The 26,593-nt window shown below is 62.2% G+C and carries 27 protein-coding genes; 15 read left to right on the top strand and 12 right to left on the bottom strand.

Going from position 1 to position 26,593, the window contains the following annotated elements:
* Positions 1–22: 22 nt before the first annotated feature.
* Positions 23–364: a heavy metal-binding domain-containing protein gene (locus tag GY725_25295; GenBank protein MCP4007509.1), complete on the bottom strand. Its 342-nt coding sequence runs from the start codon at positions 362–364 to the stop codon at positions 23–25.
* A 102-nt stretch (positions 365–466) separates the two neighbouring features.
* Between GY725_25295 and GY725_25290 the strand changes: the two genes are divergently transcribed.
* The 4 genes from GY725_25290 to GY725_25275 all read left to right on the top strand — a co-directional run bounded on the left by GY725_25290 (position 467) and on the right by GY725_25275 (position 4,527).
* Positions 467–1,354 (top strand): hypothetical protein, encoded by an 888-nt coding sequence (locus tag GY725_25290; protein MCP4007508.1) that lies wholly within the window; start codon positions 467–469, stop codon positions 1,352–1,354.
* Between the two features lie 89 nt (positions 1,355–1,443).
* Complete coding sequence (locus GY725_25285) at positions 1,444–3,084, top strand: acetolactate synthase (protein ID MCP4007507.1); 1,641 nt, start codon at positions 1,444–1,446, stop codon at positions 3,082–3,084.
* 22 nt (positions 3,085–3,106) lie between these two features.
* Complete coding sequence (locus GY725_25280) at positions 3,107–3,811, top strand: hypothetical protein (GenBank protein ID MCP4007506.1); 705 nt, start codon at positions 3,107–3,109, stop codon at positions 3,809–3,811.
* Complete coding sequence (locus GY725_25275; protein MCP4007505.1) at positions 3,808–4,527, top strand: hypothetical protein; 720 nt, start codon at positions 3,808–3,810, stop codon at positions 4,525–4,527. The genes GY725_25280 and GY725_25275 overlap by 4 nt, the downstream gene beginning before the upstream one ends.
* 8 nt (positions 4,528–4,535) lie before the next feature.
* Here GY725_25275 and GY725_25270 read toward each other — a convergent pair whose 3' ends face one another.
* A complete protein-coding gene (locus GY725_25270) occupies positions 4,536–5,729 on the bottom strand; it encodes an aspartate aminotransferase family protein (GenBank protein ID MCP4007504.1) in 1,194 nt (397 codons plus the stop codon).
* Positions 5,702–6,574, bottom strand: a complete 873-nt coding sequence (locus tag GY725_25265) for an alpha/beta fold hydrolase (GenBank protein ID MCP4007503.1) — start codon at positions 6,572–6,574, stop codon at positions 5,702–5,704. Before GY725_25265 ends, GY725_25270 begins: the two co-directional genes overlap by 28 nt.
* A gap of 307 nt (positions 6,575–6,881) precedes the next feature.
* Between GY725_25265 and GY725_25260 the strand changes: the two genes are divergently transcribed.
* The 3 genes from GY725_25260 to GY725_25250 are packed head-to-tail and all read left to right on the top strand — an operon-like array spanning position 6,882 to position 10,094.
* A complete protein-coding gene (locus GY725_25260; GenBank protein MCP4007502.1) occupies positions 6,882–8,132 on the top strand; it encodes a hypothetical protein in 1,251 nt (416 codons plus the stop codon).
* Positions 8,133–8,134: 2 nt separating this feature from the next.
* Complete coding sequence (locus tag GY725_25255; GenBank protein MCP4007501.1) at positions 8,135–9,085, top strand: DUF3473 domain-containing protein; 951 nt, start codon at positions 8,135–8,137, stop codon at positions 9,083–9,085.
* 7 nt (positions 9,086–9,092) lie between these two features.
* Positions 9,093–10,094: a polysaccharide deacetylase family protein gene (locus GY725_25250; protein MCP4007500.1), complete on the top strand. Its 1,002-nt coding sequence runs from the start codon at positions 9,093–9,095 to the stop codon at positions 10,092–10,094.
* 9 nt (positions 10,095–10,103) lie between these two features.
* On the opposite strand, the gene GY725_25245 is transcribed toward GY725_25250, so the two are convergent.
* The 4 genes from GY725_25245 to GY725_25230 all read right to left on the bottom strand — a co-directional run bounded on the left by GY725_25245 (position 10,104) and on the right by GY725_25230 (position 13,347).
* Complete coding sequence (locus GY725_25245) at positions 10,104–10,583, bottom strand: cytochrome c (GenBank protein MCP4007499.1); 480 nt, start codon at positions 10,581–10,583, stop codon at positions 10,104–10,106.
* A gap of 3 nt (positions 10,584–10,586) precedes the next feature.
* Entirely contained in the window at positions 10,587–11,351 is a 765-nt protein-coding gene (locus GY725_25240) for a hypothetical protein (GenBank protein MCP4007498.1), read from the bottom strand.
* A gap of 162 nt (positions 11,352–11,513) precedes the next feature.
* Positions 11,514–12,071, bottom strand: coding sequence for a PilZ domain-containing protein (locus GY725_25235; protein ID MCP4007497.1), 558 nt, complete (start codon positions 12,069–12,071; stop codon positions 11,514–11,516).
* Between the two features lie 127 nt (positions 12,072–12,198).
* Positions 12,199–13,347 carry a glycosyltransferase gene (locus GY725_25230; GenBank protein ID MCP4007496.1) on the bottom strand — a complete coding sequence of 383 codons (1,149 nt, stop codon included), beginning with the start codon at positions 13,345–13,347 and terminating at the stop codon, positions 12,199–12,201.
* Between the two features lie 106 nt (positions 13,348–13,453).
* On the opposite strand from GY725_25230, the gene GY725_25225 reads away from it, so the two are divergent.
* From GY725_25225 to GY725_25215, 3 genes are read left to right on the top strand one after another with little or no spacing between them, the layout of a single operon-like run.
* Positions 13,454–15,040: a hypothetical protein gene (locus tag GY725_25225; GenBank protein ID MCP4007495.1), complete on the top strand. Its 1,587-nt coding sequence runs from the start codon at positions 13,454–13,456 to the stop codon at positions 15,038–15,040.
* A 9-nt stretch (positions 15,041–15,049) separates the two neighbouring features.
* Positions 15,050–16,489 (top strand): FAD-dependent oxidoreductase, encoded by a 1,440-nt coding sequence (locus GY725_25220; GenBank protein MCP4007494.1) that lies wholly within the window; start codon positions 15,050–15,052, stop codon positions 16,487–16,489.
* 7 nt (positions 16,490–16,496) lie between these two features.
* On the top strand, positions 16,497–17,285 hold the full coding sequence (locus tag GY725_25215) for a methyltransferase domain-containing protein (protein MCP4007493.1): 789 nt from the start codon (positions 16,497–16,499) through the stop codon (positions 17,283–17,285).
* Here GY725_25215 and GY725_25210 read toward each other — a convergent pair whose 3' ends face one another.
* Genes GY725_25210 through GY725_25195 form a run of 4 tightly spaced genes read right to left on the bottom strand, consistent with a single transcriptional unit; the run spans position 17,286 to position 19,325 of the window.
* Positions 17,286–17,588, bottom strand: a complete 303-nt coding sequence (locus GY725_25210; protein ID MCP4007492.1) for an antibiotic biosynthesis monooxygenase — start codon at positions 17,586–17,588, stop codon at positions 17,286–17,288. It abuts the gene before it with no gap.
* Between the two features lie 12 nt (positions 17,589–17,600).
* The gene (locus GY725_25205) at positions 17,601–18,035 is read right to left on the bottom strand and encodes a DUF4281 domain-containing protein (protein MCP4007491.1); all 435 of its coding nucleotides are present in this window, start codon (positions 18,033–18,035) and stop codon (positions 17,601–17,603) included.
* Positions 18,036–18,069: 34 nt separating this feature from the next.
* Positions 18,070–18,567 carry a hypothetical protein gene (locus GY725_25200; GenBank protein MCP4007490.1) on the bottom strand — a complete coding sequence of 166 codons (498 nt, stop codon included), beginning with the start codon at positions 18,565–18,567 and terminating at the stop codon, positions 18,070–18,072.
* Complete coding sequence (locus GY725_25195; protein MCP4007489.1) at positions 18,564–19,325, bottom strand: HAD family hydrolase; 762 nt, start codon at positions 19,323–19,325, stop codon at positions 18,564–18,566. The genes GY725_25200 and GY725_25195 overlap by 4 nt, the downstream gene beginning before the upstream one ends.
* A gap of 17 nt (positions 19,326–19,342) precedes the next feature.
* Here GY725_25195 and GY725_25190 point away from each other — a divergent pair, with 17 nt between their 5' ends.
* The 5 genes from GY725_25190 (at position 19,343) to rfbB (ending at position 24,939) form a co-directional block, all read left to right on the top strand.
* Positions 19,343–20,194: a site-specific DNA-methyltransferase gene (locus tag GY725_25190; protein MCP4007488.1), complete on the top strand. Its 852-nt coding sequence runs from the start codon at positions 19,343–19,345 to the stop codon at positions 20,192–20,194.
* Positions 20,195–20,237: 43 nt separating this feature from the next.
* Positions 20,238–21,350: a hypothetical protein gene (locus tag GY725_25185; protein ID MCP4007487.1), complete on the top strand. Its 1,113-nt coding sequence runs from the start codon at positions 20,238–20,240 to the stop codon at positions 21,348–21,350.
* A gap of 115 nt (positions 21,351–21,465) precedes the next feature.
* A complete protein-coding gene (gene cofG, locus GY725_25180; GenBank protein MCP4007486.1) occupies positions 21,466–22,677 on the top strand; it encodes a 7,8-didemethyl-8-hydroxy-5-deazariboflavin synthase CofG in 1,212 nt (403 codons plus the stop codon).
* Complete coding sequence (gene cofH / locus GY725_25175) at positions 22,678–23,904, top strand: 5-amino-6-(D-ribitylamino)uracil--L-tyrosine 4-hydroxyphenyl transferase CofH (GenBank protein MCP4007485.1); 1,227 nt, start codon at positions 22,678–22,680, stop codon at positions 23,902–23,904.
* 6 nt (positions 23,905–23,910) lie between these two features.
* Positions 23,911–24,939: a dTDP-glucose 4,6-dehydratase gene (rfbB, locus tag GY725_25170; protein MCP4007484.1), complete on the top strand. Its 1,029-nt coding sequence runs from the start codon at positions 23,911–23,913 to the stop codon at positions 24,937–24,939.
* Here rfbB and GY725_25165 read toward each other — a convergent pair.
* A complete protein-coding gene (locus tag GY725_25165; GenBank protein MCP4007483.1) occupies positions 24,878–26,224 on the bottom strand; it encodes a chromosomal replication initiator protein DnaA in 1,347 nt (448 codons plus the stop codon). The genes rfbB and GY725_25165 overlap by 62 nt on opposite strands.
* Positions 26,225–26,593 lie beyond the last annotated feature (369 nt).

Genomic DNA, 26,593 nt, shown 5'->3' with positions numbered 1-26,593 from the left:
CGAGCCAGGAAAACGGTTCGAGCTAGAAGAGCGGCTCGAGTTTGGCAGCCGTGCCAACGGCGTGCAGGCGTAGTCCCGAGACCTCGGTCTCCGCCTGGCAGGCGAAAGGATCCAGGGTCACTTCGAGGCCAACGACGGCATTGGCACCAAGCGAGCGCGCCTTGTCGCGTAGCGACTCGAGCAATTCGCGTTCGGCCTTGCTCCAGGCGGCGGAGCGATCCTCGAAGCTCTCGTCTTCGAGAAAGAGTTCGGAGCTGATCGGGCCAAAGTAGGCCGCGGCCCGGGTGCCACTCACCCAGGGCGACGTGTAGAGTTCCACGTCGTTTTCGGAATTCAGTTCTTCGGCCGAATCAGACTCTGCCATCGCAAACCCTATCGGCCCGGCGTATCTCAGACTGTATTGGATGGTTCACACAGTCGTGTTGGTGCGGGAGCGGTGCCTCGGTTAACTTCGGCGCCCGTGAGATTGACCGGCAAAGCAGGCGTACTCGTTTTGGCTCTGGCGAGTCTGAGCGCGTGTGGCACGCGAGGGGAACCCGACCAGGAGGCGCAGGTTCGGGAGCGATTCGGTGTTGCTCCGCTCGTGGCCGCCGCCGATGCGGCTTTGAAGGTGGGAAACTACGAAGTGGCGATCGACGCCTACGCAGAGGCACTCGAACGCACTCCTTGGAACGATCGCTTGCGTCGCGCGTGGGTTGCCGCACATATCCAACGGGCCGCGCGAACGCGCGATGCGCGCAAGGGCATCCAGCCGCTGATCGAGGCCGAGTCCGATCTGCGCAAAGCCCTCGTCGCATTGCCCGATGATTCGGAACTGGAGCACGCGCTGGCGGTCATTCTCCTGGACCGCGCGGCGTTCGAGCCCGACGATGAGCTGTCGGAGCGTCTGCGCGGTGAAGCAGGCGTGCTCGCCCCCGATCTCGAAGCCCGGACGCCGATCTTCCGAGCAGGTGTGGAACGGCGACTCGATCTGGCCTACGAGCTGATCGAGCGGGGTCAGATCGATGCCGGGATCGACAGTCTCGAGCGCCTGCACAAGACTCGACCCGACAATACAGATGTCACCCGCCTGCTCGCCCAGGCGTCCGTACGTCGCGGCCTGCAATTCAGTGAGCGGCGCAACTACGCCCGGGCCGCAGGGCGCTTCGCCCGGGCTACCGGCCTATACAGGGACCTACTGCCCTGTGACGGCGAACGTTGCGATTCCGTCGAGCTGAGCGTCGCGCACCAGAACCTGATCGTCTCCCTGATCGAGGCGAGACTCTGGTCGGAGGCCGAAGCGGCGCTGTCCGAAGCTGAGAGGATCGGCCTGAGCTTTCCCGAGCTGACCGAGGGCTTGCGGGAGATGCGCTGAGGAAGATACGGGAATAGGCGTTCTGGCCCGACTCCCAACCACAGCGCCAGCCCTGCTACTCTGGGCGCGAATTTCTCGGAGGAACCCCAATGCCAGTTCACGGTGGCAAACTCGCCGCGCGCGCTCTCAAGGCGGCCGGCGTCGACTGTATCTTCACACTCAGCGGTGGGCACGTCATGGCCATCTACGATGGTGCGATCGACGAAGGCATCCGCATCATCGACGTACGCCACGAACAGGCCGCGGTCCACGCAGCAGACGCGTACAGTCGCCTGAACCCCGGAAAGATCGGCTGCGCAGTGCTGACCGCCGGACCCGGTGTGACCGACGGCGTGACCGGCGTCGCGAACGCCTGGCGAGCGAACAGTCCCATACTGGTGATCGGCGGACAGGGGCCATTCGACAATATGCGCCGCGGATCGCTACAGGAGATGGATCACGTTTCGGTGATGAAGCCGATCACGAAGTGGGCCGACGCCTGCTACGAGACCAAGCGCATTCCCGAGTACATCGAAATCGCGGTTCGCCATGCGGTGTCCGGCGTGCCCGGTCCCTCGTTCCTCGAGATTCCGATGGACATCCTCACCGGTGCTTCGGAGTTCGAAGATGCCTGGTTCCCGACCTTCCGTCAGGCCCCGCGCCTGCAGCCCGATCGAACCGCAGTGCTCGAAGCTCTGCAGATCCTCAAGGGGGCCAAGCGTCCGATCATGATGGCCGGTACCGGCGTCAAGTGGTCGGAGGGTTCAGAAGCACTGCGTCAGTTCGCACAGGAGACCCGACTGCCGGTCTTCCTGAACGGCATGGGCCGGGGTCAGTTGCGTTCCGACGATCCGCAGTTCTTCAATCGCGTGCGCAAGGACGCGATGAAGCAGTGCGACGTCTTCGTGCTCGCCGGTGCATTGCTCGACTTCCGCCTGCGCTACGGCCAGTCGATTCCCGCCGACGCGAAGATCATTCAACTCGATATGGACAATACGTTGATCGGCCAGAATCGTTCGCCCGCCGCTGCGGTCGTGGGCAATATCGGAACGGCGCTGGAGACCATGCAGCAGTTGATGAAGGACGAGTCGATCCAACTGGACTTCACCGCCTGGCGAGATGAACTCCGGGCGAAGGAGACCGAGATCGAGGCGAGCTTCCAGGACCAGTTGAACTCGGACGAGGTGCCGGTTGACCCGCTGCGGATGGCGCGTGAGATTCGCGACTTCATCGACGAAGACACGATCCTGATCGGCGACGGCGGCGACATTGTCGCCCAGGCGGCGAAGGTCTTGCCGGTTCTCAAGGAGAACTGCTGGATGGATCCGGGACCGCTCGGAACTCTGGGTGTCGGTATGCCGTTTGCGCTGGCCGCGCAGGCGTCGTTCCCGGACAAGAAGGTCCTGATCATCTACGGCGATGGTTCGTTCGGCCTCAACGGTTTTGAGTTCGATACCGCGATTCGCTTCAACCTGCCGATCGTCGGCATCATCGGAAACGACGCGGCGTGGGGTCAGATGCTGCGTCCGCAGGTCGCCTTGTTCGGCAAGGATCGCGCGGTCGCCACGCACCTCAACTACACGCGTTACGACAAGGTCGTCGAGGCGATGGGTGGACACGGCGAGTACTGCGAGAAGCCTGACGAGATCCGTCCGGCGCTCGAACGCGCCTTTGCGTCGGGCAAGCCCGCGTGCATCAACGTCAAGATCCGCAAGGACGAAGGCGCGCCGAAGGGCAGCACCTACGTCTGATCCATCGCGCCTGGCCAACCCGTTGGCAGACCCGGCCTGGGGGCCGGTGATACCGGTCGCGGATTCTTCCGGACACCCGGTTGCGAACCGGGCTTGCGGGGGAGTTGCGCGCGAGAACGAGGTCCGGTTCTGCGGTGCTCGCATCGACGCCTTCGTGCGCTGCGAGCGGCGCTTGTTGCGCACCAACGAAGCCGACGAAACGCAATACGGCGTCGCGCAGGTGCGGCGCATCTTGCACACACCGGATCTCGCGCTTTTGCACCTGGTCTTCGCGCCAGCCGGAGATCATCCTCTGCTGTTCTCGCTCGTGCGCCTGGAGAACCTCGCCGACTCGCCTGTATATCTCGAATATTCCGAGACCTGGGATGTGTCTGATGGGGTGTACCGCGCGGGAGATGGAGCATGCGAACGAGTGACCGAGGGCGAAGCTGGCGAGTGTGTCCGCGCGCTGGCCGAGAGTTCTTCAGTGATCCGCGCGCGGGCGCCCGAGCCCGGGCCGCGGGTGGGTTTGGCGCTCGACCTGGGCATCGCACTTCCGCCCCGCGCGAGCCGAAATCTGAGCTTTGCCTACGTCGAGCGCGAACAACCCGCCGATCTGGTTCGGGCCTGGCGCGGGGATGTGGCGCGCGAACTCCAGCACACGGCTTCGAACTGGCTGGAGGATCTGGACCCGACCGCCGACCCGATCGGAGCCTACCGAGAGCGCGTCGCCGAGTGGGTGGCTTGAGCGCCGACTCGCTACACTCCGCCGCCGTGAAATACGCGCTTGCCGTCACTCTCGTAACAGCACTGTCCAGCTTCGTCGCACTACCCGTCGCGGCGCAGGTTGCGATGCCCAAGACCACCTCCATAGTCGAGGAAGTGGCGAACACCGTGGCCGAAACCGGTCGCGTGATCAACGCGTGGTGGTTGCCGCCGGAGTACTGGGTCGCCTCCGCCCGCGAGCAGAAGATGAGCGCGTCGGAGATCGACGAGGTGCGCCGAGTCTTCGACGACTACCTGATCATCGGTGTGGTCGAGGCGACGGTGGTTGCGGACGCCAAGCCCCGGATGACCGAGATTGCCGAGTTCGTGAAGCGCTCGACGATTACGGTGAACCTGAAACCGTTCGAGGTTCTGCGCGAAGTCAATCCGCGACTCGCCGAACTCGCACCCAAGCTGATCTATCCGCTAAAGGCGTCCCTGTCGCTATTCGGCGACGGATTGCGCCTGCTTCCGATCAACAACACGGATCCTTCTGGCAAGCCGATCCTGCTCGGTGGGCAAGAAGGCGAACTGCGCCTGGAATACCGCATCGACGAGGCTCGGCTCCCGATCGTGTTCCGCTGGCGCGCCCCGCTCAGCTCAGTCGCGGGAACGCGAATCTGTCCGACCGGCGGCGAAGATCTGGAAGCCAACTGGAACTTCTGTCCCTACCACGGGGCGAAGCTGCCCGCTCGCTAGCTGCCCCGCTAGGATTTTTCGACGACCGCTTCGATCACGTCCAGGGCTTGATCCAGTTCGTCCCTGGGGATGTTCAGTGCGGGGAAGAGTCGGATGACCCGCTCGGCGGTCAGGTTGACCAGCACGCCGCGTTCGCGGGTTTCCGGGTGCACCGCCGCAGCGAGTTCGGCATCGCGGAGTACCAGGCCCACGAGCAGGCCCGCGCCGCGCACGGCCTCGACCTTGTCGGCCTGGCGCTTGGCGAGTGCCCCGAAGCGCTCCATGATGTGGTCTCCAAGCACTCGCGCGTTTTCGACCAGTCCATCGTCTTCGATCACCTTCATGACGGTGGCTGCGGCCCGGCAAGCCAGCAGATTACCGGCGTAGGTTCCACCGTGATCTCCCGGCACGATGGCGTTCATGACGTCGTCGGTCGCGCTGAACGCCGCGATCGGAACGCCACCCCCAATGCCCTTGCCGAAGGTCAGGATGTCGGGTTGTACACCGCTGTGCTCGAGTGCCATCCAACGTCCGGTGCGACCACAACAGGTCTGGACCTCGTCGAGGATCAACAGCGCACCGACATCGCGACAAGCTTTCTCGAGACCGGTCAGATAGTCGGCCGGTGGAACGACGACCCCGCCCTCGCCCTGGATGGGCTCGACGATCACGGCGGCCACGTCTTTGTCGATCAGCTGCTGGGCGGCTGCCAGATCTCCGTAGGGTGCGAAATCCGCCTCGTGCACGATGCCCGCCCAGGGTTTGCGGTACTTCTCCTGGCCGAGGCATCCCATGGCGCCGAGTGTGCGTCCGTGGAAGCTATTGAGTGTGGCGACGAACTTGCTGCGCCCGGTCCGGCGAACAGCCAGCTTGAGTGCGCCCTCATTGGCCTCGGCGCCCGATGACGTGAAGAACGAGTGCTGCATGTTCGCCGGGCTGATGCGGGCGATGCGTTCTGCCAGATCGAGTTGTGGCTCGGAGTACACGACGTTGGTCGTCTGCATGAGTTTGCTCGCCTGATCTGCGATCGCTTCGGCCAGCGCCGGATGGCAGTGACCGATTGAGGTCACACCCCAGCCCGCCGTCAGATCGAGAAACTCGCGGCCTTCAACGTCCCAGACCTTGGAGCCCGCTCCTCGATCGAGCGCAAGCGGCCAGCGTCGCACGCCCGGTGCAAAGACCAGCTTCTCGCGGTTCAACACGGCTTCGTACTTTCCGGACATATCGGCGCTCTCCTTCTGGCGAGAATCTCTCCCGAATCCTCTCCCGTTTCGATTCGGTCGCGGAGCAGGAAATCCGTGGCCGCGTGGGTGAAGAGTTCGGGTTGTTCAAGATAGACGAGGTGGCCCGCGCCCGGAATGATCTCGAGCCCACATGTGGGAATCGTCTCGGCCAGGGCGAGGGCGTGAGCCGGGGGCGTGAGCCGATCGTCTTCACCGGCGATCACCAGTGAGGGTACCGTCAGATCCGCCAATCGGTCGAGTGCGTCGTGGCTTGCACACGCCCGTGCCTGGAAGGCGTAGTCGTCCGGCCGATCCGCGCCGAGCTTCGTCTTCAGGTACGGCTGGACCGCTGCTTCGTTCTGCAGGGCTTGCTGGCCGAGGCACCAGAGCATGGAGCTGCGGTGGCGGATCTGGGCCGGGACTCTTTCTTCTGCCATTTCCGCCCAGAGCTCGAAGATCGCCGAAACGTGAGCGTCGCACCGGCCCGTGGTGGCCACCAACACCAGCTTGGAGACTCGCTCGGGCGCGAGCAGCGCGAGTTCCTGGGCGATCATCCCGCCCATGCTGCGACCCATGACCGGCACGCGTTCCAGCCCCAGGTGATCCATGAGTGCCAGCACATCTAGCGCCAGATCGCGGATCGAAACCGGACCCTCGAGCGCAGGCGCCAGGCCCGCGCCGCGATTGTCGAAGGTCAATACCGAGAAGTGCTTGGCGGCCGTCTGCAGATATGGGCGCCAGCTCGTGCCCTTTCCACCGAGGCCGGCGATCAAGAGCAGCGGGGGACCGCTGCCGCACCATGCATGGGGTGCCACGTAATCCGAGAAGTGTGGGTTTTGGGCCATGACTCTTCCATCTGGAGGCGGGTGGGCCGCCTGATTCCGGGCGAACGAAGGACTCGGTGCCGTGTCCGAGCGGGCGGAAACACGACCCGTTCAAAAGTCCCCCGACGGCGCCGGAGGGTCGACAGACCTATCCGCGCCGGGGGGACCCCGTACGGGTGCGGCGGATTGGAGTGCTGGGAATTGCCAGGAGCAAGGCCGCAGTCTGTCGCTGGGATGGAATCATCAGGCAGCGCACGATGCCCCAACCCACCCGGGGTGTCAATTGCGCATTCATCCCCGCGGCTCTCGATCCGTTAATCTAGGCTCGATGTCTACGCCTCAATCCCACCCCGCCGTGATCCTGACCCTGTCGGCCACGGGTCTGGCCGTGGCGCGTTCGCTCGCGCCTCGCGGCGTGAAGGTCTGGGGCGTCGATAGCGAGCCCCAGGCGTTGGGTCATAGCTCGCGCTGGGTTTCGGGCGACCCACGCTTTGCCTCGCTTCCGGCAGGGCCTGAGTTATTGGCCGCGCTCATGAAGTTCGGCAGTGAACAGGAGCATCGGCCGGTCATCTATACCGCGGGCGACCCGTACATCGACTTCGTGGCCGACCACAACCAGGCGTTGCGCGATCACTTCATCCTGATGCAGTCGATGAAGCCCGAAGTTTCGTCGCTCCTGATGGACAAGCAGACATTTTACGGACGTTGCGAGGGGCTCGGCATCGTCATGCCGCGGACCTTCTTTCCGGAAGACCAGGCCGATGCGGAACGCGCCGCTGCGGAAGTGCGCTATCCCGCGATCGTCAAACCCACACAGGGCCACCTCTTTCGTCGCCACCTGGGCGGCGAGAAACTGGTCGAGGTCGAGGACTCCGCCGGTCTCGTGCGCTGGTGGCAACAGTTTCGCGACTGGGGTGGAGATTCGGTATTGCAGGAAGTCATCCCCGGGCCCGAGACGAATATCTTCGTGGCCGGGCTCTATACCGATGCTCAATTCAAGTGCCGGTCGTTGTTCACCGCGCGCAAGTCGCGCCAGTACCCGCCGCGTTACGGTTCCGGTTCGTACATGGAGGCGTGTTGGTCCCAGGAGATCGCGGACCTTTCGCTCGAACTGGTGGCGAAGCTGCGTTATTCGGGCATCTGCGGAACCGAGTACAAATGGGACCCGCGCGACGAGGCGTGGAAGCTGATCGAGTTGAACCCCCGTCCCACGCTCTGGTACTCGCTGCCGCGCGCCGCCGGAGTCGACGTGGTCTGGGACGCGCACTGCGACCTGACGGGCAATCCGAATCCGGTGCACATCGACGAACAGGATGATTCGGTTCGCTGGCAGCTGCCCGTTCGCGATCTGCTCGCATCCTGGCACTTCTTGCGCACCCGCGAACTGGGATTGCTCGAGTTCCTGCGCACGACGCTCGATCCCCGGAACAAGGACTTCGGGGATCTGGCGCTATCCGATCCTGGTATGCTTCTGGCGGTGCCCCGGGACGTGATTTCCAAGTACTTTACTCACGTCCGGCGGCCAACGGATCGAACCGATGGTCCTCCGCGACCGTCCCAGAGCGGAGACTCGGAGTAGGCGTGGCCCGTAAGACCAATATGCTCACGATCGATGTCGAGGACTGGTTCCATATCCTCGAAAGCGACGATGCCCCCGGACGGGACGGCTGGGAAGATCTGCCCTCCGGGGTCGAGCGCAATACCGATCGTCTGCTGGAACTGCTCGACGAAGGCGGCGCGCACGCCACGTTCTTCACGGTCGGCTGGGTGGCGTGGAAGTATCCGGAGCTGATCAAGCGCATCGCCGCGGCGGGCCACGAGCTGGCCAGCCATTCCTTCTGGCACGAAGTCGTGCGACGACACGACAGGGCATCGCTGGCCGGCGATCTGGCCGCATCTCGCAAGCTGCTCGAAGATCTGACCTCGCAACCTTGCGAGGGTTTTCGCGCACCGGGGAATTCGATCACACCCCAGGATGCGTGGGCTTTCGAACTGATTGCCGAGGCCGGTTTCAGCTACGACGCATCGTTGTGTCCGGCGGCCTCGAGTCACGGAGGCTTTCCCTCTCCGTACAAGCAGCCACATATCGTGCGCTGCAATGCCGGGGATCTGGTCGAGATTCCCGCGGCGACTTTCGGGTTCGGTCGCTTCCGCCTTCCCTACGGCGGGGGGGGGTATGTGCGCTTGTTCCCCTGGAGTTTTCTGCGTTTTGCAATCGCCGCAGACAATTCACGCGGTCGACCGACGAACATCTACATTCATCCGCGCGAAATCGACGTAGACCAGCCGCGTATTGCGCTGCCGCGTCTGCGCCGCTTCAAGTACTACGTGGGGCTCGAGACCACCGAGCGCAAGCTGCGCGCGATGATGGAGCACTACCGCTGCATAGGCGTGCGCCGTTGGATTGCCGAGAATCACCCTGCGGTGATCGGCAAAGTGCTCGACGTGCGCGAGCTGGCGCGCACTACGCAGCCTACGCCGGATCCAATGCACCTTCCGCCCGCGCCTCCGTCAGCCGCGGCGCGAGTCTGAGTCGCGCGTGCTGGGCTGGGTTGCACTCGTGGGTTGGGTCGGGGTCGCTGGGCTCGCTGCTGTGCTTTCGCGCATGTACCGAGAGGAAAGCCGCGACGATCGCATTCTCTGTTTGCTCTACCATCGCGTCATTCCGCGTTCTACCTACGACCGGTTTACAGGTACCGAGCAGATCTTCTCGATGCCAGACGATCGCTTCAAGGAACAGCTCGTCTGGTTGCGCGCGCACGGTTACCACTTCATAGGTCTGGATCAGCTGGCCGCGCATCTGAGCACGAAGGCGCCTCTGCCCGACAATCCGGTCTTCATCTCCTTCGACGACGGTTGCGAGAGTGTGTACAAGCACGCGCTCCCGATCCTCTCGGGCCTGGGTATACCCTCGACCGTGTTCGTGACCATCGATGAGGACGCCTGGATCTTTCACGAAGGCGAATACTTCGAACGTCGCATGACGATCGAAGAGATGCGCAGCTGTGCAGAGGGCGGGATCCAGATCGGATCACACGCCGTCAGCCACCGCGGGCTGAACGAGATGAGTCGTGAGCGGGTCCTGGACGAACTCGTGCGCTCGAAGAAAACACTCTCGGAGTGGATCGACCGCAAGGTCGACCACTTCGCCGTACCGCTGAACTTCTACAAACGCGAAACCCTGGAACTGTGCAAGGAAGCGGGTTACGCGTCAGTCTGTACTTCAGACAACGGCACGTGCAATCGCGATACGGACCCGTTCAAGATCAAGCGCTTCATCATCGAAGGCAGCTACGACCTGGCCGCATTCGAACACTCGTTGTCGCCTCGGGTGATTCTGCAGCGTCGCATCATCAACGCAATGAAAAAGCTGCCACCCAAGATTCTGGGCGAGCGCATCTGGATGCCCTTGCGTCAGGCCATCTTCAACAGTCCGCTCGGTCCCTTCCTGACGATCGGCCGTCTGCGCATGATGCTCTTGGTCCTGGCTGCGCTCGGCGGTCTGGGGTTGGTCGCGATTACGCTCGTCGCCCTGGGCTGAACTCGCTCTCTACGGCGTCTGATCCGTTTCCAGGGTCTTGAGGAAGGAGATCAGGTCGTCCACCTGCTTCTCGGTCATGGGCTGCTTCACACAAGCGGTGACGGGAACCTTGTTCTTGCGCGTCCTGGTCCTCAGTTCTTCAGTCTCGGGATGTCCACTGCGCCAGGTTCCCTGTGGATCGTTGAGCCACATGCGAAGCCAGTCTTCCGTGTGGCGCCGGGTGACGTTTCTCATGCCGGGACCGACCATGCGTCGCTCGTTCGTGTAGTGACAGATCTTGCAGTTGCCTCCGCGGATGCTGTCGAAGAACTGCTTTCCCGCATCGGGATCGGGAGGGCCCTGAACCACGGGCTCGACAATCACGGCGACAGGTGGAGCCTCTGGACTGGTCTGGAGATTGGCCTGCGCGCAGGCTCCCAGGAGCACTACCATCGCCAACGCGAGGCTCGCGATTGTAGAATTCGAAACCGCGCCCATCTTCTCTCCCATTTCCTAGCGGCCCTCGATCCTTCGTTCGATTCGATCCAGGACTCGTCCCTTCAGGGGGACGCCTCGCGCGTGGATTTCTTCAAAGCTCGGGACGCCGATCTGGCGCCTCACTTCATCGAGAGGCAGGGGTAGCACGGCTTCGTAGTCGACGCAGAAAAGAGAAGGAGTTCTGTGTCCGTGCTTGTAGGAGTTCAGGACGTAGCGACACCAGCTGATCGGATCCGACGGCTTGAGGATCAGGAAGTACAGCATCATCAGGCGAATCGGGATCAGCGGGATGTGCCCAGCGGTGAAGGCGTCCACGCCGACTTCGCCGGTGATCGTGCGATCGTAGCCCCCGAGGACGTGAAACAGGTCGTGGCTGTTCGCCATGCGTCTTACGAACCAGAGCTGATCATCGCTCCAACCGAAACGCCTTGCCTTTTCGTCGAGGCCGGCCGCTTCCAGAAACGCGTCGGCCGGGGCCATGCCCACATCACCCATATAGATGAGATAGGCGTCGGCGAAGCTGCCCTCGGGCATCGCGCGCAATGTTGCTTGATCGGCCAGCAGAGCATTCAGATCCGGACGGGGAGATTCCTTCAGCAGTCTCTGTCCCACCGGATGCGCGGCGAACTTCTCGAATTCCCGCTCGACGGTGGGGCCCGCCAGCGCGAACATGGCCTCCATGGCGCTATCGAGGCCGCCCTTTCCCCTGATGAATTGCCAGAGGCTGCGAAATCCGAGAAGCCACTCCCGACGCAGTTTCATTCCCTGGTCGCTTGGCATGGTGTCTCCTTTCGGAATCGACACCAGCCTATCACCGCGAGCGGGGAGTTTCCGTCAGGTCAGGGTTTCCGAAAAGAGGGATTTCAGAAAAGGGGTTCGCGAAAGGAGGTTCGCAAAAGGCATGTGAAGGACGGCGCGAAGCTCTGGCGCCGATGGACGCGGCTATCGGCGGCCCTTCTTGTCTTTCTTCGGATCCTTGTCCGGCATTCGGAAGCGCCAGGCGCCTTCGGTCTTGGGCGCGAGTTTCGGGATCACTTGACTGACCACGGCCCGAAACCTTTCGTCAGGAGCGACGAAACTGACCGCGAGGCCTTCCGAGGTAAAGCGCGCGACCCGTCCGGTCACCGTCAGATTCGTCGCGTCTGCAATCACCGTGAACAATACCGTGATCGAGGTGCCCACCGGAACGTCCATGGTTCCCGGTTCGATGAGTACACCGCTCGTGGAGAGATTGCGCACAGTACCGCTTCCGCACTCGCAGCCACCGGTACTGGTCAATTCCACAGATGCCGTCAGATCGAAACGTTGAGCCACGCGAATCGCGCGAGGCTCGTCGCCCGAGGCCTCCTGCGAGACCTTCTTGGGCGTGACCTTCATCTTCGGCTGCTTCTTCTTGGATGCCGTTGGCACCCGAGCCTTGACCTTGGTCGCCTTGGGCTGTCGAAACAGTGATAGTACGGAGCCGACGATATCGGTTCCTGTTGAACGTTGTCGCGCCATCAGCGAATTTTTCGGAATCGGCGGGACAGGACTTGAATCACATCCCGTCTCCGAGGCAAATCAACGCCGATAGTGGACTGCTCCAAGGATACTGGGTGCGGCCTGCCGCTTGGCTGCGCAGGTCTTGCTAGCGTTCGGGTTTCCAGGTCCCGATTCGTTCGCCGCGCAGCCAGCGCATTCCGCCTACGAGAAACGCCAGGTTGATCGTCACGAAGAACAGCGGGATGCCGGTGGCTCGTGCAATCAGGCCACGCGAGCCTTGCATCAGATAGCCCGCCCCTGCTAGCGCATAGAACAGGAGTTGAGCCGTGAGTGCGCTGACGGCGAGCGTCGATTGAGACGCGAGCAAGGCGCTGCTGGCCAAGAACCCGAGTAGCAGGAAGGGTGAGAGCCAGCGCAACACCTTGTGGCTGAGCATCTGGAACACATAGCGGCGATTCTGGCATTCGCGCAGGTGCGACAGGAAGTAGGGGAGGAAGCTGAAAGAGAAGACGGCCATGCGGACTCGGGCGCCGAACTCGCTTGCAGCTTCTTCCCGCGCTTCCTCACCCGAGGTCGCTTCCGGTTCGTAAACGGTGCGGTATCCCGCAAAGGCAACGTGCAGTGGATTGGCCATGTCGAAGTCGAGTTGGCAGGGAATTGCCCGAAACAACTCGCGGCGAATTGCGGTGATGCTGCCGCTGGTCGAAGTCTCGGTACCCCATTCACCGTCGGCCTTGCGCGCGAATACCACCAGCTTCTGGTAGGCATCGAAACCTTCGGCGGATGCGGACCCGCCGTACGTATATGTAACCCGCCCGCTGACGGCACCGACCTCGGGATCGGCGAAGTTCCGAACCAGGGCCCGAAGTGCATCGTGACCGTAGACGCCCGTCGCGTCCGAGAACACCAGGATATCGCCCTGGGTGCCGGGTACGACGCGATTGGTGGTTCCCGTTTTGCCCGGATGTTCATCCGCGCGGAACAAGCGCACGCCCCGATCGGCGAATCCTCTGACGATTTCGTCCGTCCGGTCCTCGGAGCCGTCCGAGGCGACCACGATCTCGAGCTTGTCGCTCGGGTAGTCGAGGGCGAGGGAATTTTCCAGTTTGGCCGCTATGCCGCGCTCTTCGTTATAGGCCAGGATGATCAGCGAAACGCTGGGCTCGATTGCGTCTCGGCGATGCGGACGGGCGGCGATGCGTGCAAGCAAGCCCGACAGAAGGGGGTAGCCCGCATACACGTAGGTGAGCAGCCCGCCCGTCGCTATCCAGATCGTCCACAAGACTCCGGCCATGGGCGCAGGCTAATACACCGCGGCGCCGGCCGCTCTGGACAGGGTTGTCCTACAGTGCCAAGACATGCATATCGCCAGCGACATCCGGTGGATCGGGAAACTCCTGTTGACGATTGCGCTCGTACTCGTCGGCGCGGCGTGCAGAAGCATGCCAAGCGGTGTTCCAGCGGAACACGTGGTCATGTTCGATCGCAAAGGCCAGCCGGTTGGCCCCGATGGATCCGTCTTCTCCAAAATCACACCCAGTCGATACGAAACACTGCCGCTGGACTGGGACGGGAAGAGCAATCCGTTCCCCGACGTGATCGCCGGATTGCGCAAGCCCGATGCGCCCAGGAAAGTCCTGATCTTCATTCACGGCGGGCTGAATGAGCAACGCGAGACGCTGGTTCGCGTGCTGACGCTCAGCGAGCAGATGAAGGATTTCTACCCCATCTTCGTGAACTGGGATTCGTCTCTGGTATCGAGCTATTTCAATGAACACCTCCTGCGCACCCGCCAGGGCAAAGAATGGCCGACGGGTCTGGGAATTCTGTGGTCGCCTGTGGTGCTCGCCGGAGATATCGGGCGGGGATTGACGCGCGCACCACTGGTCTGGTTGCTCGAGGCCCAGGCGGCACTCGATTCGCTCGGTTTTGTCCCCGTACTCGGAAGCGTCCAGCGTAGGATGCGCGGGCAGATTCCGATGGTCGAACCGGATGAAGACGAAGTCGCGCGCCGGACCGGCGAGGCGCTCGTGTGTCGCGACAGCGCATGTGATTGCGCCAAACCCGGCAGCTCGGAACCGCAGATCTCGATTGGTCGCGCAGCCGGAGGCGGTGGAACGATCGGCTCGGCCGTCCGCAGTCTGTTCTGGCTGCCGGTGCGGGTGGCGATCAGTCCGATTGTCGAGAGTGGAGGCGCAGCAGCCTGGGCTTCGATGAAGCGCCGCGTGCGCCTCCTGTTCAACAACGAAGCGGAGTTCCTGCTGGAACCCGAAGAGGCTTCGGCCCACGCCGATGACTACTCCTGGGTCGATCGGGCGCCCGAAAGTGCATTGCGTCGCTTCATGCGAGCGTTGCGCGAAGAGCAATGCGGTCCGCAAGGGGAGCACGCAAGCTGTGACCGGCTGGAGATCACGATCGTCGGGCATAGCATGGGTGCGATCATCACCAATGAGCTGCTGCGCGTCGCAAACTTCGAACCGACGCGAGGCGAGGTCGGTGTTCCCGAGTTCAAGAATATCGTCTACATGGCTGCTGCGGATTCTCTGCGAAGCTACCTCGAAAGCGCGCTGCCCTATCTCGATCGTCATCCGGAAACGAATATCTACCATCTCACCTTGCACGAGCACGCGGAGGCGGCCGAACGCTTTCCCGATCGGAAAATCCTGGGCATGCGAGTCTTCGATCTGGCTCCCCCGGGTTCGCTCCTGGTCTGGATCGATTCCTTCTTGGAAAGCCCCGACACTCTCCTCGATCGCACTTCTGGACGCGCTCTGAGCCTTTTGCACGGCCATCGCTACGTTCCTGACCACCTGCACGATCAGATCCACTTCAAGCTCTTCCCGGGCAGCGGACCCGGAGTTCCCATTCGACACGGTGACTTCACCGATCTGGAGTTCTGGCGGGAATCCTTCTGGAAACCCACCTGTGGCTGTGAAGAGCCCGAGCAGTGGTATCACTGTGGACTTCCGCCAACGCAGTCGCGGTAGGATGGCGGAATGCGAAAGCCCTCCAAGGTCGTCGACAGCAGAGAAGTCGAGCGGTGGGACGTCGAGACGGAAGTCCTGGTGGTGGGATGCGGCGCTGCCGGCGCTGCGGCCGCGATCGAGGCTTCGCGCGCAGGGGCGCGGGTCACCCTCCTGGAACGAGCCAGTGGAGGCGGCGGAACATCTGCGATGTCGGGCGGAGTGCTCTACCTGGGTGGGGGTACTCCTGTGCAAAAGGAGTGCGGCTTCGAAGACACGCCAGAGGAGATGTACAAGTATTTGATGGCCGCGTGCGGGGAGAAACCCGACGAAGCCAAGATTCGCCTGTACTGCGACGGAAGTATCGAGCACTACCACTGGCTTGCCGAACTTGGAGTTGCCTTCAAGCCAGTGTTCTATCCCGGCTATAGCGGTGAACCACCGACCGATGACGGTCTGGTGTACTCGGGCAATGAAGCCGTTGCGCCGTTCAATCGAATTGCCCGGCCTGCGCCTCGCGGTCACGTGCCACAGATTCCCGGGGCGGCGGGCGGCCTGCTCATGCAAAAGCTCGTGGCCAGTGTGCAGCGCACGTCGACGGAGTTTCTCACGGATGCTCGTTGTCAGACGTTGGTGGTCACGCCGCAGCGCGAGGTGCTCGGTGCACTCGCGAGCATCGGCGGAGCAGAACTGCTGATTCGCGCGACCCACGGTGTGATTCTGAGCACGGGTGGCTTTATCAACAACGACGAGATGCTCGACCAGCACGCGCCATTGCTGCGCCGTTGCAATGTGCGCGTCGGAGCCGAAGGAGACGATGGCAGCGGGATCCGCATGGGAGTCGGCGCCGGTGCCAGTACAGTGAACATGGGGATGGGTTCGATCTCGTTGCCCTTCACGGAGCCGAAGGAATTGCTCAAGGGCATCCTGGTGAATGCTCAGGGTCAACGCTTCATCAACGAAGATGCCTATATGGGACGACTCGGCGAATACGCTGTGTTCCGCAACGATGGGCAGGCCTTTCTGATTCTCGACGACGAGACGTTTCTGCGACCAAACGTGCCGCGCGACGTCGCGGCGGTCGGCGAGACGATCGAGGAACTGGAAACTCAGCTCGGTCTACCCGACGGAAGCCTGCAGACTTCGCTGGCCCTGTACAACCGACACGCCGAACACGGAGGCGATCCGCTGTTTGGCAAGGATCCGAAGTGGCTCACGCCACTTGTCAATCCGCCTTATGGTGCGCTCGACTGTCGTACACAGAGTTCGCTGTACGCCGCCTTCACACTCGGCGGTCTGTCGACTACGGTCGACGGCGAAGTACTCACGCCCGACGGTGAAACGATAAGAGGCCTCTACGCCGCCGGTCGCGCGACTGCATGTCTGGCGGCTCCCGGGTACGCCAGCGGCCTGTCGCTCGGGGACGCAACATTCTTCGGCCGAAGAGCGGGCCGCAAAGCTGCGGGGGTATGATGGGCGCATGAGTTCCCAACAGCTCGAGTTCGACGCACAAGCCGCAAAGACGCTGGAACGCGTCTATCTAACACCCGATATCGTGGTGCAGCGTTGCCGAGTGCTCGAAACTCTGGCGATGCGCCCCGGAGAGCGCGCTCTCGATATCGGTATCGGTCCCGGGTTGCTCGCTTTCGATCTCGCCGCGGCGGTCGGCAAGACGGGGTTCGTCGCGGGCATCGACAAGAGCGAACCGATGCTGGCGATGACTCGAGCACGTTGTGCAGAACAGGCGTGGACCGAATTCAAACAAGCCGATGCGGAAGAACTTCCGTTCGGCGACGAGAGCTTCGATGCAGTCGTGTCGACCCAGGTCTACGAATACGTGCCCGATATGGGCACGGCACTCGCCGAAGTCGCCCGTGTGCTCAAGCCCGGTGGTCGCGTGGTGATTCTGGATACGCACTGGGACAGCGCCGTCTTCCACACAAGGGATCCGGATCGTCTGCGCCGCATCATGGATGCCTGGGAGGAACACCTTCACGATCCCGGTCTTCCGGCGACGCTGGGGCCACGCCTGGAAGCAGTTGGATTGCGCGTGCGCCGCGTCGAAGTCGTTCCGCTGCTCAACACCGAGTACCAGCAGCACACCTACAGCTACGGAATCACCCGCGCGATCGCCGCCTTTGTCGCTGGGCGGGCCGGCGTCAGCGAGGAAGAAGTCGAGGCCTGGAAACAGGAGTTACGCGAACTCGGTGCGGCGGGTGAGTACTTCTTCAGCCTGAATCGCTACCTCTTCGTGGCGACGAAGAGCTGATCACAGACCCGGTCCGGTCGTCCACTCGTAGTGCTCGACGCTGGGAAAGGGATCGTAGAAGTGATGCAGTAGCTCGCGCCACTTCTGGTATTCGGATGAGCCGCGAAAACCCTCGGTGTGATCTTCGAGGCTGTCCCAACGGATCAAGAGTAGATAACGCGAGTCGTTTTCGAGACAGCGCGAAAGCTCGTGCGAAACATACCCGGGCATCGAGGCGACGATCTTCTGCGCCTTCTCGAACGCGCTTTCGAACGCGTCCTCCTGGCCCGGCTTCACGTTGAGAAGGGCCTGTTCCAGTATCATCTCGAGTCCTCTCTACTCCTGGAGGGAGAGTTCGCGTTTCAGGCCGAAACGCAATAGCAGGTATAGAAGCAGGCCTAGCGGTCCGAGCATGAGGGTGAACACCAGACACGGTACGACGGCCAGATGAGGCAGGTCCCGACGCTGGGCGTCGCGCAACTCCCAAGCGCCTACGAAGAGGTCGAACACCAGGTAGTGAATCCAGCCCGCAAGCGCGGACTGGGCCGATGTGAAAAACAGCATCACGCCCTGTAGCGACCCGAAACTGGCGCCGTCGGGTGTGCCGCTATCGCTGAGGATCGCCCAGGCGTACACCGGACCCAGCAGTACGGGAACCCACACGGCGTGCACGAGCCGTTGAGTCCACTCCCATCTGGGAGCGAAGATCAGCAGGCACCAGGCTGGCAGGATTCCGTAGTTGCAGATCAAGAAGAGCTGGTCGGCGCTCATCAAACTCGGGCCTCGCGTCTGGTTTTCCTCGGTTTCACGGAAGATCGGATTCGGTCGCTGGCGAACTGACCTCGAAGCGCACCTTCGAGACGACGCGACCGTCCAGATAGAGTTCCGCTGTGTAGATGCCGATCGGGTCGTCCGCCGCCAGGACCGAACTCAGAAACGTCTCGCCACGAGCCATCTTCATGGACGTACGCGCGGCGTAACCCGAGTCGCTCTCGAGTTTCGAGCCCACCAGAGTGGAGTGGGGTGGAGGCTCAGGCATGTACAGCACAGTGTAGGCCTCGAAAGGTACGTTATAAGAAGGCAGTACGCGGAAACCGACTTTCCGCCCCGCCTCCGTCAAAACGATCGCGCGCGAGGCTTCGACAGCTTGTTTTCCCGCGTCGTCGGAGCCGACGATGCCGAATTCGGTGATGAACGGTCCTGCGTAGGCCGATCGCGGGTCTCCCGGTCCGACCAGCGCACAGCCGAAAGCCCAGGTACTTGCCAGAATCAACAACGCTATGCGGCGGTATACCGAACTCACGAGGCGCACCCAGCGACTGCAATTCCCGGAATTTCGCGCAGATCGCTGACTACGAACTCCGGTGCACGGCCCTTGTGACGCTCCAGATGCACTCTGGGATCCGAAACCCTGCGTGTCACCCAGACGGTGCGAATTCCGAGTTTCGCCGCACCGTCCACATCAGCGTCCAGGTTGTCGCCCACGTGAATACCCTCGTCCGGTGCGATCGAAAGCCGTCGCAGCGTTTCTTCGAAGATCTCGGCGCGCGGTTTGCGATAAGCCACATCCACCGAAATCACGACCTCGTCGAGTTGCTCGGTGAGTCCGGCTTCCTCGATCACATCCAGACCCGTGGGGGCATGGCTGAAGTTCGAACAGATGGCGGTCTTCAAGCCTGCGTCTCGCAGCTCCCGCAGCAGGTCCACGTGATGGGGCAGGTAGCGGACCTGGTCCTGGATGGCCCTCATATGCGTGCGCGTCAGGGTTTCGGGCAAGTCCGGGTCGTCCGTTCCGAGTCGCTCACAGATCTCTTCGAAGCGCTGCAGGGTCGGAAACTCCAGACCTTGCTTGTAGCGCGTTTCGCGGGAGATCTTGTCGACCTCGCGCACGATATTCAGGAATTCCTCGATCTCCATGTCGACGTGCCGCACAATCTGCTCGTGGAGGGCCCCGAGCGTGGAGGGAATCTGACGCTTGCCCAGGGTAACGCGGGGCAGGTTCTCCATGTGGAGATCCACCAGTGTGTCGAATAAGTCGAAAATGACTGCGCGCACGCTCATGAGCGCAGGATAACCGCGTGAACAGAATCCTGCTTGGCGACAACGAAGTGCTACTGCCCGAGCTAGCGGACGGCTCGGTCGATCTGATCTATGTAGACCCGCCGTTCAACACGGGTAAACCGCAGCGCCGAACTCGGATGCGCACCAGGCAGGATGCCGCTGGAGATCGCGTCGGTTTTCAGGGCCGACGCTATCGCACCGAAGTCGTGGGTACGAGCGAATTCGCGGATTCTTTCGATGACTTCCTGAAGTTCATCGAGCCGCGGATTCACCACGCCTACCGGATCTTGAAACCGGACGGCTCCTTCTTCCTGCACCTCGATGCCCGCGAAGTTCACTACTGCAAGGTGCTCGTGGATCAGATCTTCGGTCGCGACGCATTCATGAACGAGATCATCTGGTCGTACGATTACGGCGGGCGTCCGAAGAGGCGCTGGCCGGCCAAGCACGACACGATTCTCTGGTACGCCAAGGATCCGTCAAACTACACGTTCAATTACGATGAGATCGATCGGATTCCCTACCAGGCTCCCGGTCTGGTCGGGGCAGAGAAAGCGGCTCGCGGCAAAACTCCGACCGATGTCTGGTGGAACACGATCGTGCCGACGTCGGGTCGGGAGCGCACGGGCTACGCCACACAGAAACCGTTGGGAGTGGTCGAGCGCATCGTGCGCGTGCACAGCAATCCGGGCGATCTCCTGCTCGACTTCTTCGCGGGCAGCGGAACGCTCGGCGATGCGGCTGCGCGCAATCAGCGCGAGTTCGTGCTGATGGATTCGAACCCCGAAGCGATCGAGGTCATGCGCAAGCGTCTTACCTACGCAGAACCGGAGATCGTCGACATCCCGGCGAAGCGGCCGGTTCCCTAACTGTTCTAAAGATGCACGCGATCTGGGACGATTTCCGAACGCAATGAGCCTCCGACTCCACGCCCATACCCACTTTCTGCGCAGCCTTCTGCTCGTCGCATTGCTCGTCTGGGTACCGGCCGCGACTCGGGCTCAGGAGGAATTGCGGCAAGACGACCCCGATCAGATGGACACGACTGCTGATCCGTTTCTGGATTCCTCTGCGCCGCGAGTCAAATCCCGGGAACAAGCGGCACCGGCGCGGCGCATCCAGTATCCGGCGGGGCTCACGGGAGAGCACATCACAGTCGATATTCCGGCGGGCTGGACGGATGTGCCCGAGGAAATCTTCGATCGCATCGACGCGCTTGCCGAGAAGGTGCGCGATGAAGGAGGAGCGACCGCTTTGATCACCGCGGTCGAGTTCATGCCGCGGAACCAGGCCGATGGCTACGCCTTGTTCACCATTACAGCGATGCTGGGCAAGAAGTACACGGCCACAGAATTGGCGAGTTACGAACGGGTGGCAGACGCGGAGCTCAGTGCCCCCACCCGCGCATCCATACCCGGTGTCCCGTTCAGTTACGAGCAGATTCGCTACGACCGGGAGCGCAACATCATCTGGACGAAAGGGGAGATCAAATCCGGCGGCAACCTGGCGACGCTCACTGCGATCATCCCGACCGAAGTCGGATCCCTGGTGATCCAGGGCATGAGCGATCGGCTCGCGGTCCATCGCGCAACCTTCCACGAGATGATCGAGCGCGTGCGCGTCTCCGAGCCTCTGCGCTACCGATCGGAAACAGCCCCACCCGAGCGCGAGACCGCCCCAGACCCCGCGATTGCCGAGGTCAGCCCGCCGCCCGCCGAAATCGTTCCCGAGCCAGCTCCGGCGGAGAAGTCAGGCGTATCCGCCTGGGGGACGTTCATCGGTCTGCTGGCCTGCCTGTTTCTCGTGCTCACCTGGTTGCGACTCGAACGGACCGCCACGTCAGCCGCGGCTCGCACCACGCAAAAAGCCCTGGCGTTCGTTGTCGTCGCCGCCGTCATGAGTCTATTGGTCGAAGACCTTCCACAGGGTGTCGATGCCGGACGGGCTTTTCTGGCCGGGCTGATCGCGCTCGCATTGCTCCGCGCGTTGGCCGGTACCTTCCGGCACAAGGCTCAGCCCCACTGAATCCGCTCTCCGCCTCTGTCCCTGCCCCCTGTGCTATCGTTCGAAAACAGCACTGGGGGGTGCGGTCGCGGGACAGAGGAAACGGGTCGAACGGCCCGGGACACGGGAGACGGGATTGGCGCTGACCCGCGCGGAGCAGATCGAAGCGATCCGGAAGGCAGTCGACGCGGAGCCCCTGGGCCGCGGCGCGGCGTTGGAGATCGCCTGGCAACTCGATCGCGAACCCGAGGCGATCCTGCAGCCCCTGCTCGAGGCCGCTCAGGAACTCGGTATTCGCGGGCACGGGCGCGAGATCACCGTCTCGCGAAACGTCTTTATTCCGCTCACCAATCTCTGCCGGAATCGCTGTGGCTACTGCACTTTCGCCGTTCAGCCCGACGATCCGGACGCTCATACCTGGCCGCTATCGGACGTTCGAGCGATGGCTCGCAAGGCCTTCGCCGCCGGCTGTCCCGAAGCGCTCTTCTGCCTGGGCGACAAGCCCGAAGTCGCCTATCGCGGCTATCGCGGCTGGTTGCAGGAGCAGGGTTTCGCGAACACCACGGCGTATCTGATCGAGGCGTGTCGTGTGGCCTACGAGCAGGGGGTCTTCCCGCACACGAATGCGGGCATCATGAGCGCCGAAGAGCTGACCCGGCTGCGCCCTTTCAACGCGAGCATGGGGCTGATGCTGGAAACCGTCAGCCCGCGCCTGCGCCAGAAGGGTGAAGCACACTACTACTGCCCCGACAAAGAACCCGAACTGCGCCTGCGCATGACGCGCGAGGCGGGAGAGCTGAAGATTCCGTTCACCAGCGGAATCCTGATCGGAATCGGTGAGACGCCAGCAGAACGCGTCGATACCCTGCTGGCGATCCGCGAGTTGCACAACGAGGGCGGGCATATCCAGGAAGTCATCGTGCAGAATTTTCACCCGAAGTCGGGCACGGCGCTGGCCGATCTGCCAATGCCATCGGACGAACTGATGGCCGGTACGGTTGCGCTCGCGCGTCTCCTGCTCGGTCCGCAGATGAATCTGCAGGCGCCACCGAATCTTTCCCCCACATCGCTCGAGCTACTGGTGCGGTCCGGACTGAATGACTGGGGCGGGGTGTCGCCCGTCACGATCGATTTCATCAATCCCGAAGCACCCTGGCCCGAGCTAGAGGAGTTGCGCGCCCGAACCCGGGCCGCAGGCTATACACTTCGCGATCGGCACTGCGTGTATCCTGCGTATATCGTGCAGCAACCCGAGTTCTTCGATCCCGAGATGCTTCGGCGTTTGCGCGCCGCAAGCGATGCGGACGGCTATCCACTGCCGCCGTCGAGTGCGTCTGAAGGAGCCTGAATGTCAGCCCCCCAGTCCCTGTCCGAGAAACTGTTGCGCGGAACCGATCACCACGTACACGCTGCCCTCGAGAAGTCTCTCGAAGGCCGGGAGCTCTCGCAGGCCGACGCAGCCACGCTTCTGGGCGCGCGTGGCCGCGATCTGCAGATCCTATGCGCCGTCGCCGATTCCGTTCGCCAGGACGATGTCGGTGACGAGGTGAGCTATGTGGTCTGTCGCAACATCAACTTCACCAACATCTGCTATGTCGGTTGCAAGTTCTGTGGCTTCTCCCGACACAAGCACAATTCGGACGCTTACGAGCGCAGTATCGAGGAAATCCTGGAACGCGCGCACGAAGCCTGGAAGGCCGGGGCTTCCGAACTCTGCCTCCAGGGCGGGATCCACCCCAATAAGGATGGCTTCTGGTACGCGCAGATCATCGGCGCCATCAAAGCGGAGCTGCCCAATATCCACCTCCATGCACTCTCACCCGAAGAGATTCACTTCGGCGTGCAGAAGTCCAATGGAATGTCCCTGCGCGATTACCTCTCGATGCTCAAGGACGAGGGACTGGGAACGATGCCCGGTACAGCCGCAGAGATCCTCGACGATGGAGTGCGCAAGATCATCAGCCCGAAGAAGTTGATGACCGACCGCTGGGTCGAGATCATCACCACGGCCCATGAACTGGGGATTCGTTCGAGTTCAACTCTTCTATACGGGCACATCGAGACGCCCCAGCACGTCGCCAAGCACCTGGATCTGCTGCGCGATATCCAGAAGAACACCGGGGGCTTTACCGAGTTCGTCCCGCTCGGTTTCGTTCATCACCAGACCAAGCTCTACCGCAACGAACACTCTCGTGCGGGGGCGAGCATGCAAGAGGACCTGGCGCTACTGGCCACCGCGCGTCTTTTCCTGCGCCCGTACATCAAGAACGTGCAGATCTCGTGGGTGAAGATGGGATTCAAGCTCGGTCAGGTCGGACTGATGTCGGGGGCCAATGACTTTGGCGGAACTCTCATGGAGGAGTCGATCAGCAATGCCGCGGGATCGGAGCACGGCGATCACGTCGAGGTACCTACCATCCGGCGTTTGATCCGCGAAATCGCTCGTATTCCCTACGAACGCACGACTACCTATGGACGCAGGGCGACACCTGCGACCGAAGCGACCGCCTTCGCCGAACTCGAACTCGCACAGCCTCAGGCGTTGTTTGCCACCGGCATGGGGAGTGGCTACTAGGATGGTATGAAAGTCCTGGTTACCGGCGGCTGCGGGTTCATCGGTTCGAACTTCATCCGCCTGCTGCTCTCCGAACAACCGGAAGCGCAGATCATGAATCTGGATCTGCTCACCTACGCCGGGAATCCCGCCAATCTGGCAGATGTCGCGGAATCAGCGCGTTACCAGTTTTCCAGGGGAGATATTCGCGATCCGAAAGCCGTCGCACGCCTGATCGAGGAGGCCGACTGGATCGTCAATTTCGCAGCCGAAACCCACGTGGATCGTTCGACCAGCTCCGAGCGTGCCGGCGAGTTCATCGACACGAATGTGTACGGTACCTATGTGATGCTCGAGGCGATGCGCGAACACTGTGCGGGTGCGCGTTTCCTGCAAGTGGGCACAGATGAAGTCTACGGCGACGTCGCGTATCCGGGTTTTCCAGACGAGACGACCCTGCTCGCTCCATCGAGTCCCTACTCTGCAGCCAAGGCCGGGGCCGACCATCTCGCCCTCGCCTTCTACCGAACACACGGACTCGATGTGATCGTTTCGCGTTGCACGAACAACTACGGTCCCTACCAGTTTCCGGAAAAGATGATTCCGCTCTTCGTCATCAACGCGCTCTCGGACGAGGCGCTGCCCTTATACGATGGGGGGACGCAAGTGCGGGACTGGCTGCGCGTCGAAGACCACTGTCGCGCCCTGCTGCTACTATTGCAGCGGGGTGAATCCGGTCAGGTCTACAACGTGGGAGCGAACCAGGATCCCGAGGTTCCCAACAAGGAACTGACGGAGATGATCCTGCGCTGTTGCGGAAAACCCGATTCGTTGATCCGGCCGGTGGAAGGACTTCGGCCCGGTCACGACCAGCGCTACGCCGTCGATACGGCAAAGATTCGCGCACTCGGCTGGTCGCCACAGGCTGATCTCCAGGAGGGAGTCGCGCGAACCGTGGCCTGGTATGACGAGAATCGGGACTGGTGGGAACCGATCAGGTCCGGCGAGTACCTCGACTACTATCGGAAGCACTATGGACAGGATTCGGCGAATTGAGGCGTGGCAGGAGTGCTTCGATCTCGTAGCGGAATTGCGCGCTCTCGCGCATTCGTTGTTCCACGGCGTTGATCGAGTACAGGACCGTCGTGTGATCCTTGTCGAAAGCGCGCCCGATATCGGCGAGTGAGGCTTCGGTGTAGCGTCGGCACAGGTACATTGCGATCTGTCGAGGCCGACTCACGCTGCGTCGTCTGGAGCGACTGCGCAATTGGGTTTCGTTCAAACCGTAGACGCGACCGACCAGTGTGCGCAGTTCTTCCACGCGTCGGGGACGACCCGGTACTTCGACGGCGCTCAGCGCTTCGCGTACGAGGTCAGTATTGATGGGCCGGTGCAAGAGGGTGGAGCGTGCAACCACTTGATTCAGTCCGGCCAGCAGGTCGAGAACGCTTTCAACCGGCCGTTGCGCGAGCAGTTCCAGGCAATCTTCGGGGACGCGGACGCCTCCGCCCGCTGCTTTCAGGCGCAGGGTCTGTAGACGGGTTTCAAAAGGAGGCGGTGCAATACAGGCGACGAAGCCCGAACCCATCCGCGAAGCCAGCTTGGGATCGAGTCCATCGATTTCGAAAGGCGGCCGGTCCGCACTCAGGACGACGGTCCGGTCGCGGCTCATCAGGTGTTCCAGGGTGTGGAATAGCTCCATCTGTGTGGCGCGTTTGCCCGCCAGGAACTGCACGTCTTCCAGGATCAGTACATTGGCCGAGCGCCGGTAGCGATCGCGGATCGATGCCATCTTTCCGGTGCGCATCGCACCTGTGACTTCGCTGGTGAACTCCTCAGCCGAGCGGTAGACGACGTCGCGGCCCAGAGTTTCCCGGATTGCCTTGCACAAATAGGTTTTTCCCACACCGCTGGGACCGGCGAGATAGAGAGGGCTGCAGCGATTGGCCCGGCCGCGTGCGACCGCGCGGGCGGCTTCGAGGGCCAGGGCGTTACTGGGTCCCGAAACGAAACCCGCAAAGGCATCGAGACGGCCCTGCTCGGCTTCGTCGGGGATCTCTGATTCGCTCGGCTCGATCGCGGGAACCGGCATTGCCTCGTCTTGAAACAACGCCGGATCCACGCGGTACTCGATGTCTCGAACGCCCGAAGCTGCGGCGCGAATGACCCCGTCGTAGTGCCGGCGGATCCAGTTCACGCTGAAGCGATCTGGACCCTGGATCACCAGAGATCCGTCCTCTAATAAGACTTCGACTCGTCCGAACCATTTGTCGTACGCAGACGAACCGACAGTTCGCCGGACCGCGTCGCGAACGACGTCCCAACCCCCCTGAATTTCCACGGACGGTTTGCCCCCAAAAAAGCCAAAACGTTGCCAATGAACGTGCCGGTCAACCTCTCACCGGGAGCCGACTTTCCCATGAGAGGCGGCCAAACGGCAACGTCGATTCGAAGCGGTTGCGTTTTCGCCTGAGTGCGACACCGAAACGCGACTGAGGAGTCTGCGCGGGAAATCCCCGACAGTCCGCGAAGCTCGCGAAGTTCCCGGGTTCTCCGCCCTCAGTGAACGACGACAGGCTCGTTCTGCACAGCGGAATCCACAGATGGTGCAAGAGCGAAGAAGCTGGCCGTCAACAGGACGGATTCTACTGATTCTCCACTAGGCGACCGATTTCGTCGAAATTCGTCGAAATACTCGAAAATCAGTTTA

This window comes from bacterium, assembly GCA_024226335.1.
Classification (GTDB): domain Bacteria; phylum Myxococcota_A; class UBA9160; order SZUA-336; family SZUA-336; genus JAAELY01.
Note: the sequence above shows the minus strand (reverse complement) of the source record. Positions and strands in the feature narration are given on the sequence as shown.

Coding starts and splice junctions, on each gene's coding strand:
- GY725_25295 (MCP4007509.1), bottom strand. CDS start 364: ATGGCAGAGTCTGATTCGGCCGAAGAACTGAATTCCGAAAACGACGTG.
- GY725_25285 (MCP4007507.1), top strand. CDS start 1,444: ATGCCAGTTCACGGTGGCAAACTCGCCGCGCGCGCTCTCAAGGCGGCC.
- GY725_25270 (MCP4007504.1), bottom strand. CDS start 5,729: ATGTCCGGAAAGTACGAAGCCGTGTTGAACCGCGAGAAGCTGGTCTTT.
- GY725_25265 (MCP4007503.1), bottom strand. CDS start 6,574: ATGGCCCAAAACCCACACTTCTCGGATTACGTGGCACCCCATGCATGG.
- GY725_25260 (MCP4007502.1), top strand. CDS start 6,882: ATGTCTACGCCTCAATCCCACCCCGCCGTGATCCTGACCCTGTCGGCC.
- GY725_25245 (MCP4007499.1), bottom strand. CDS start 10,583: ATGGGAGAGAAGATGGGCGCGGTTTCGAATTCTACAATCGCGAGCCTC.
- GY725_25240 (MCP4007498.1), bottom strand. CDS start 11,351: ATGCCAAGCGACCAGGGAATGAAACTGCGTCGGGAGTGGCTTCTCGGA.
- GY725_25235 (MCP4007497.1), bottom strand. CDS start 12,071: ATGGCGCGACAACGTTCAACAGGAACCGATATCGTCGGCTCCGTACTA.
- GY725_25230 (MCP4007496.1), bottom strand. CDS start 13,347: ATGGCCGGAGTCTTGTGGACGATCTGGATAGCGACGGGCGGGCTGCTC.
- GY725_25220 (MCP4007494.1), top strand. CDS start 15,050: ATGCGAAAGCCCTCCAAGGTCGTCGACAGCAGAGAAGTCGAGCGGTGG.
- GY725_25215 (MCP4007493.1), top strand. CDS start 16,497: ATGAGTTCCCAACAGCTCGAGTTCGACGCACAAGCCGCAAAGACGCTG.
- GY725_25210 (MCP4007492.1), bottom strand. CDS start 17,588: ATGATACTGGAACAGGCCCTTCTCAACGTGAAGCCGGGCCAGGAGGAC.
- GY725_25205 (MCP4007491.1), bottom strand. CDS start 18,035: ATGAGCGCCGACCAGCTCTTCTTGATCTGCAACTACGGAATCCTGCCA.
- GY725_25195 (MCP4007489.1), bottom strand. CDS start 19,325: ATGAGCGTGCGCGCAGTCATTTTCGACTTATTCGACACACTGGTGGAT.
- GY725_25185 (MCP4007487.1), top strand. CDS start 20,238: ATGAGCCTCCGACTCCACGCCCATACCCACTTTCTGCGCAGCCTTCTG.
- cofH (MCP4007485.1), top strand. CDS start 22,678: ATGTCAGCCCCCCAGTCCCTGTCCGAGAAACTGTTGCGCGGAACCGAT.
- rfbB (MCP4007484.1), top strand. CDS start 23,911: ATGAAAGTCCTGGTTACCGGCGGCTGCGGGTTCATCGGTTCGAACTTC.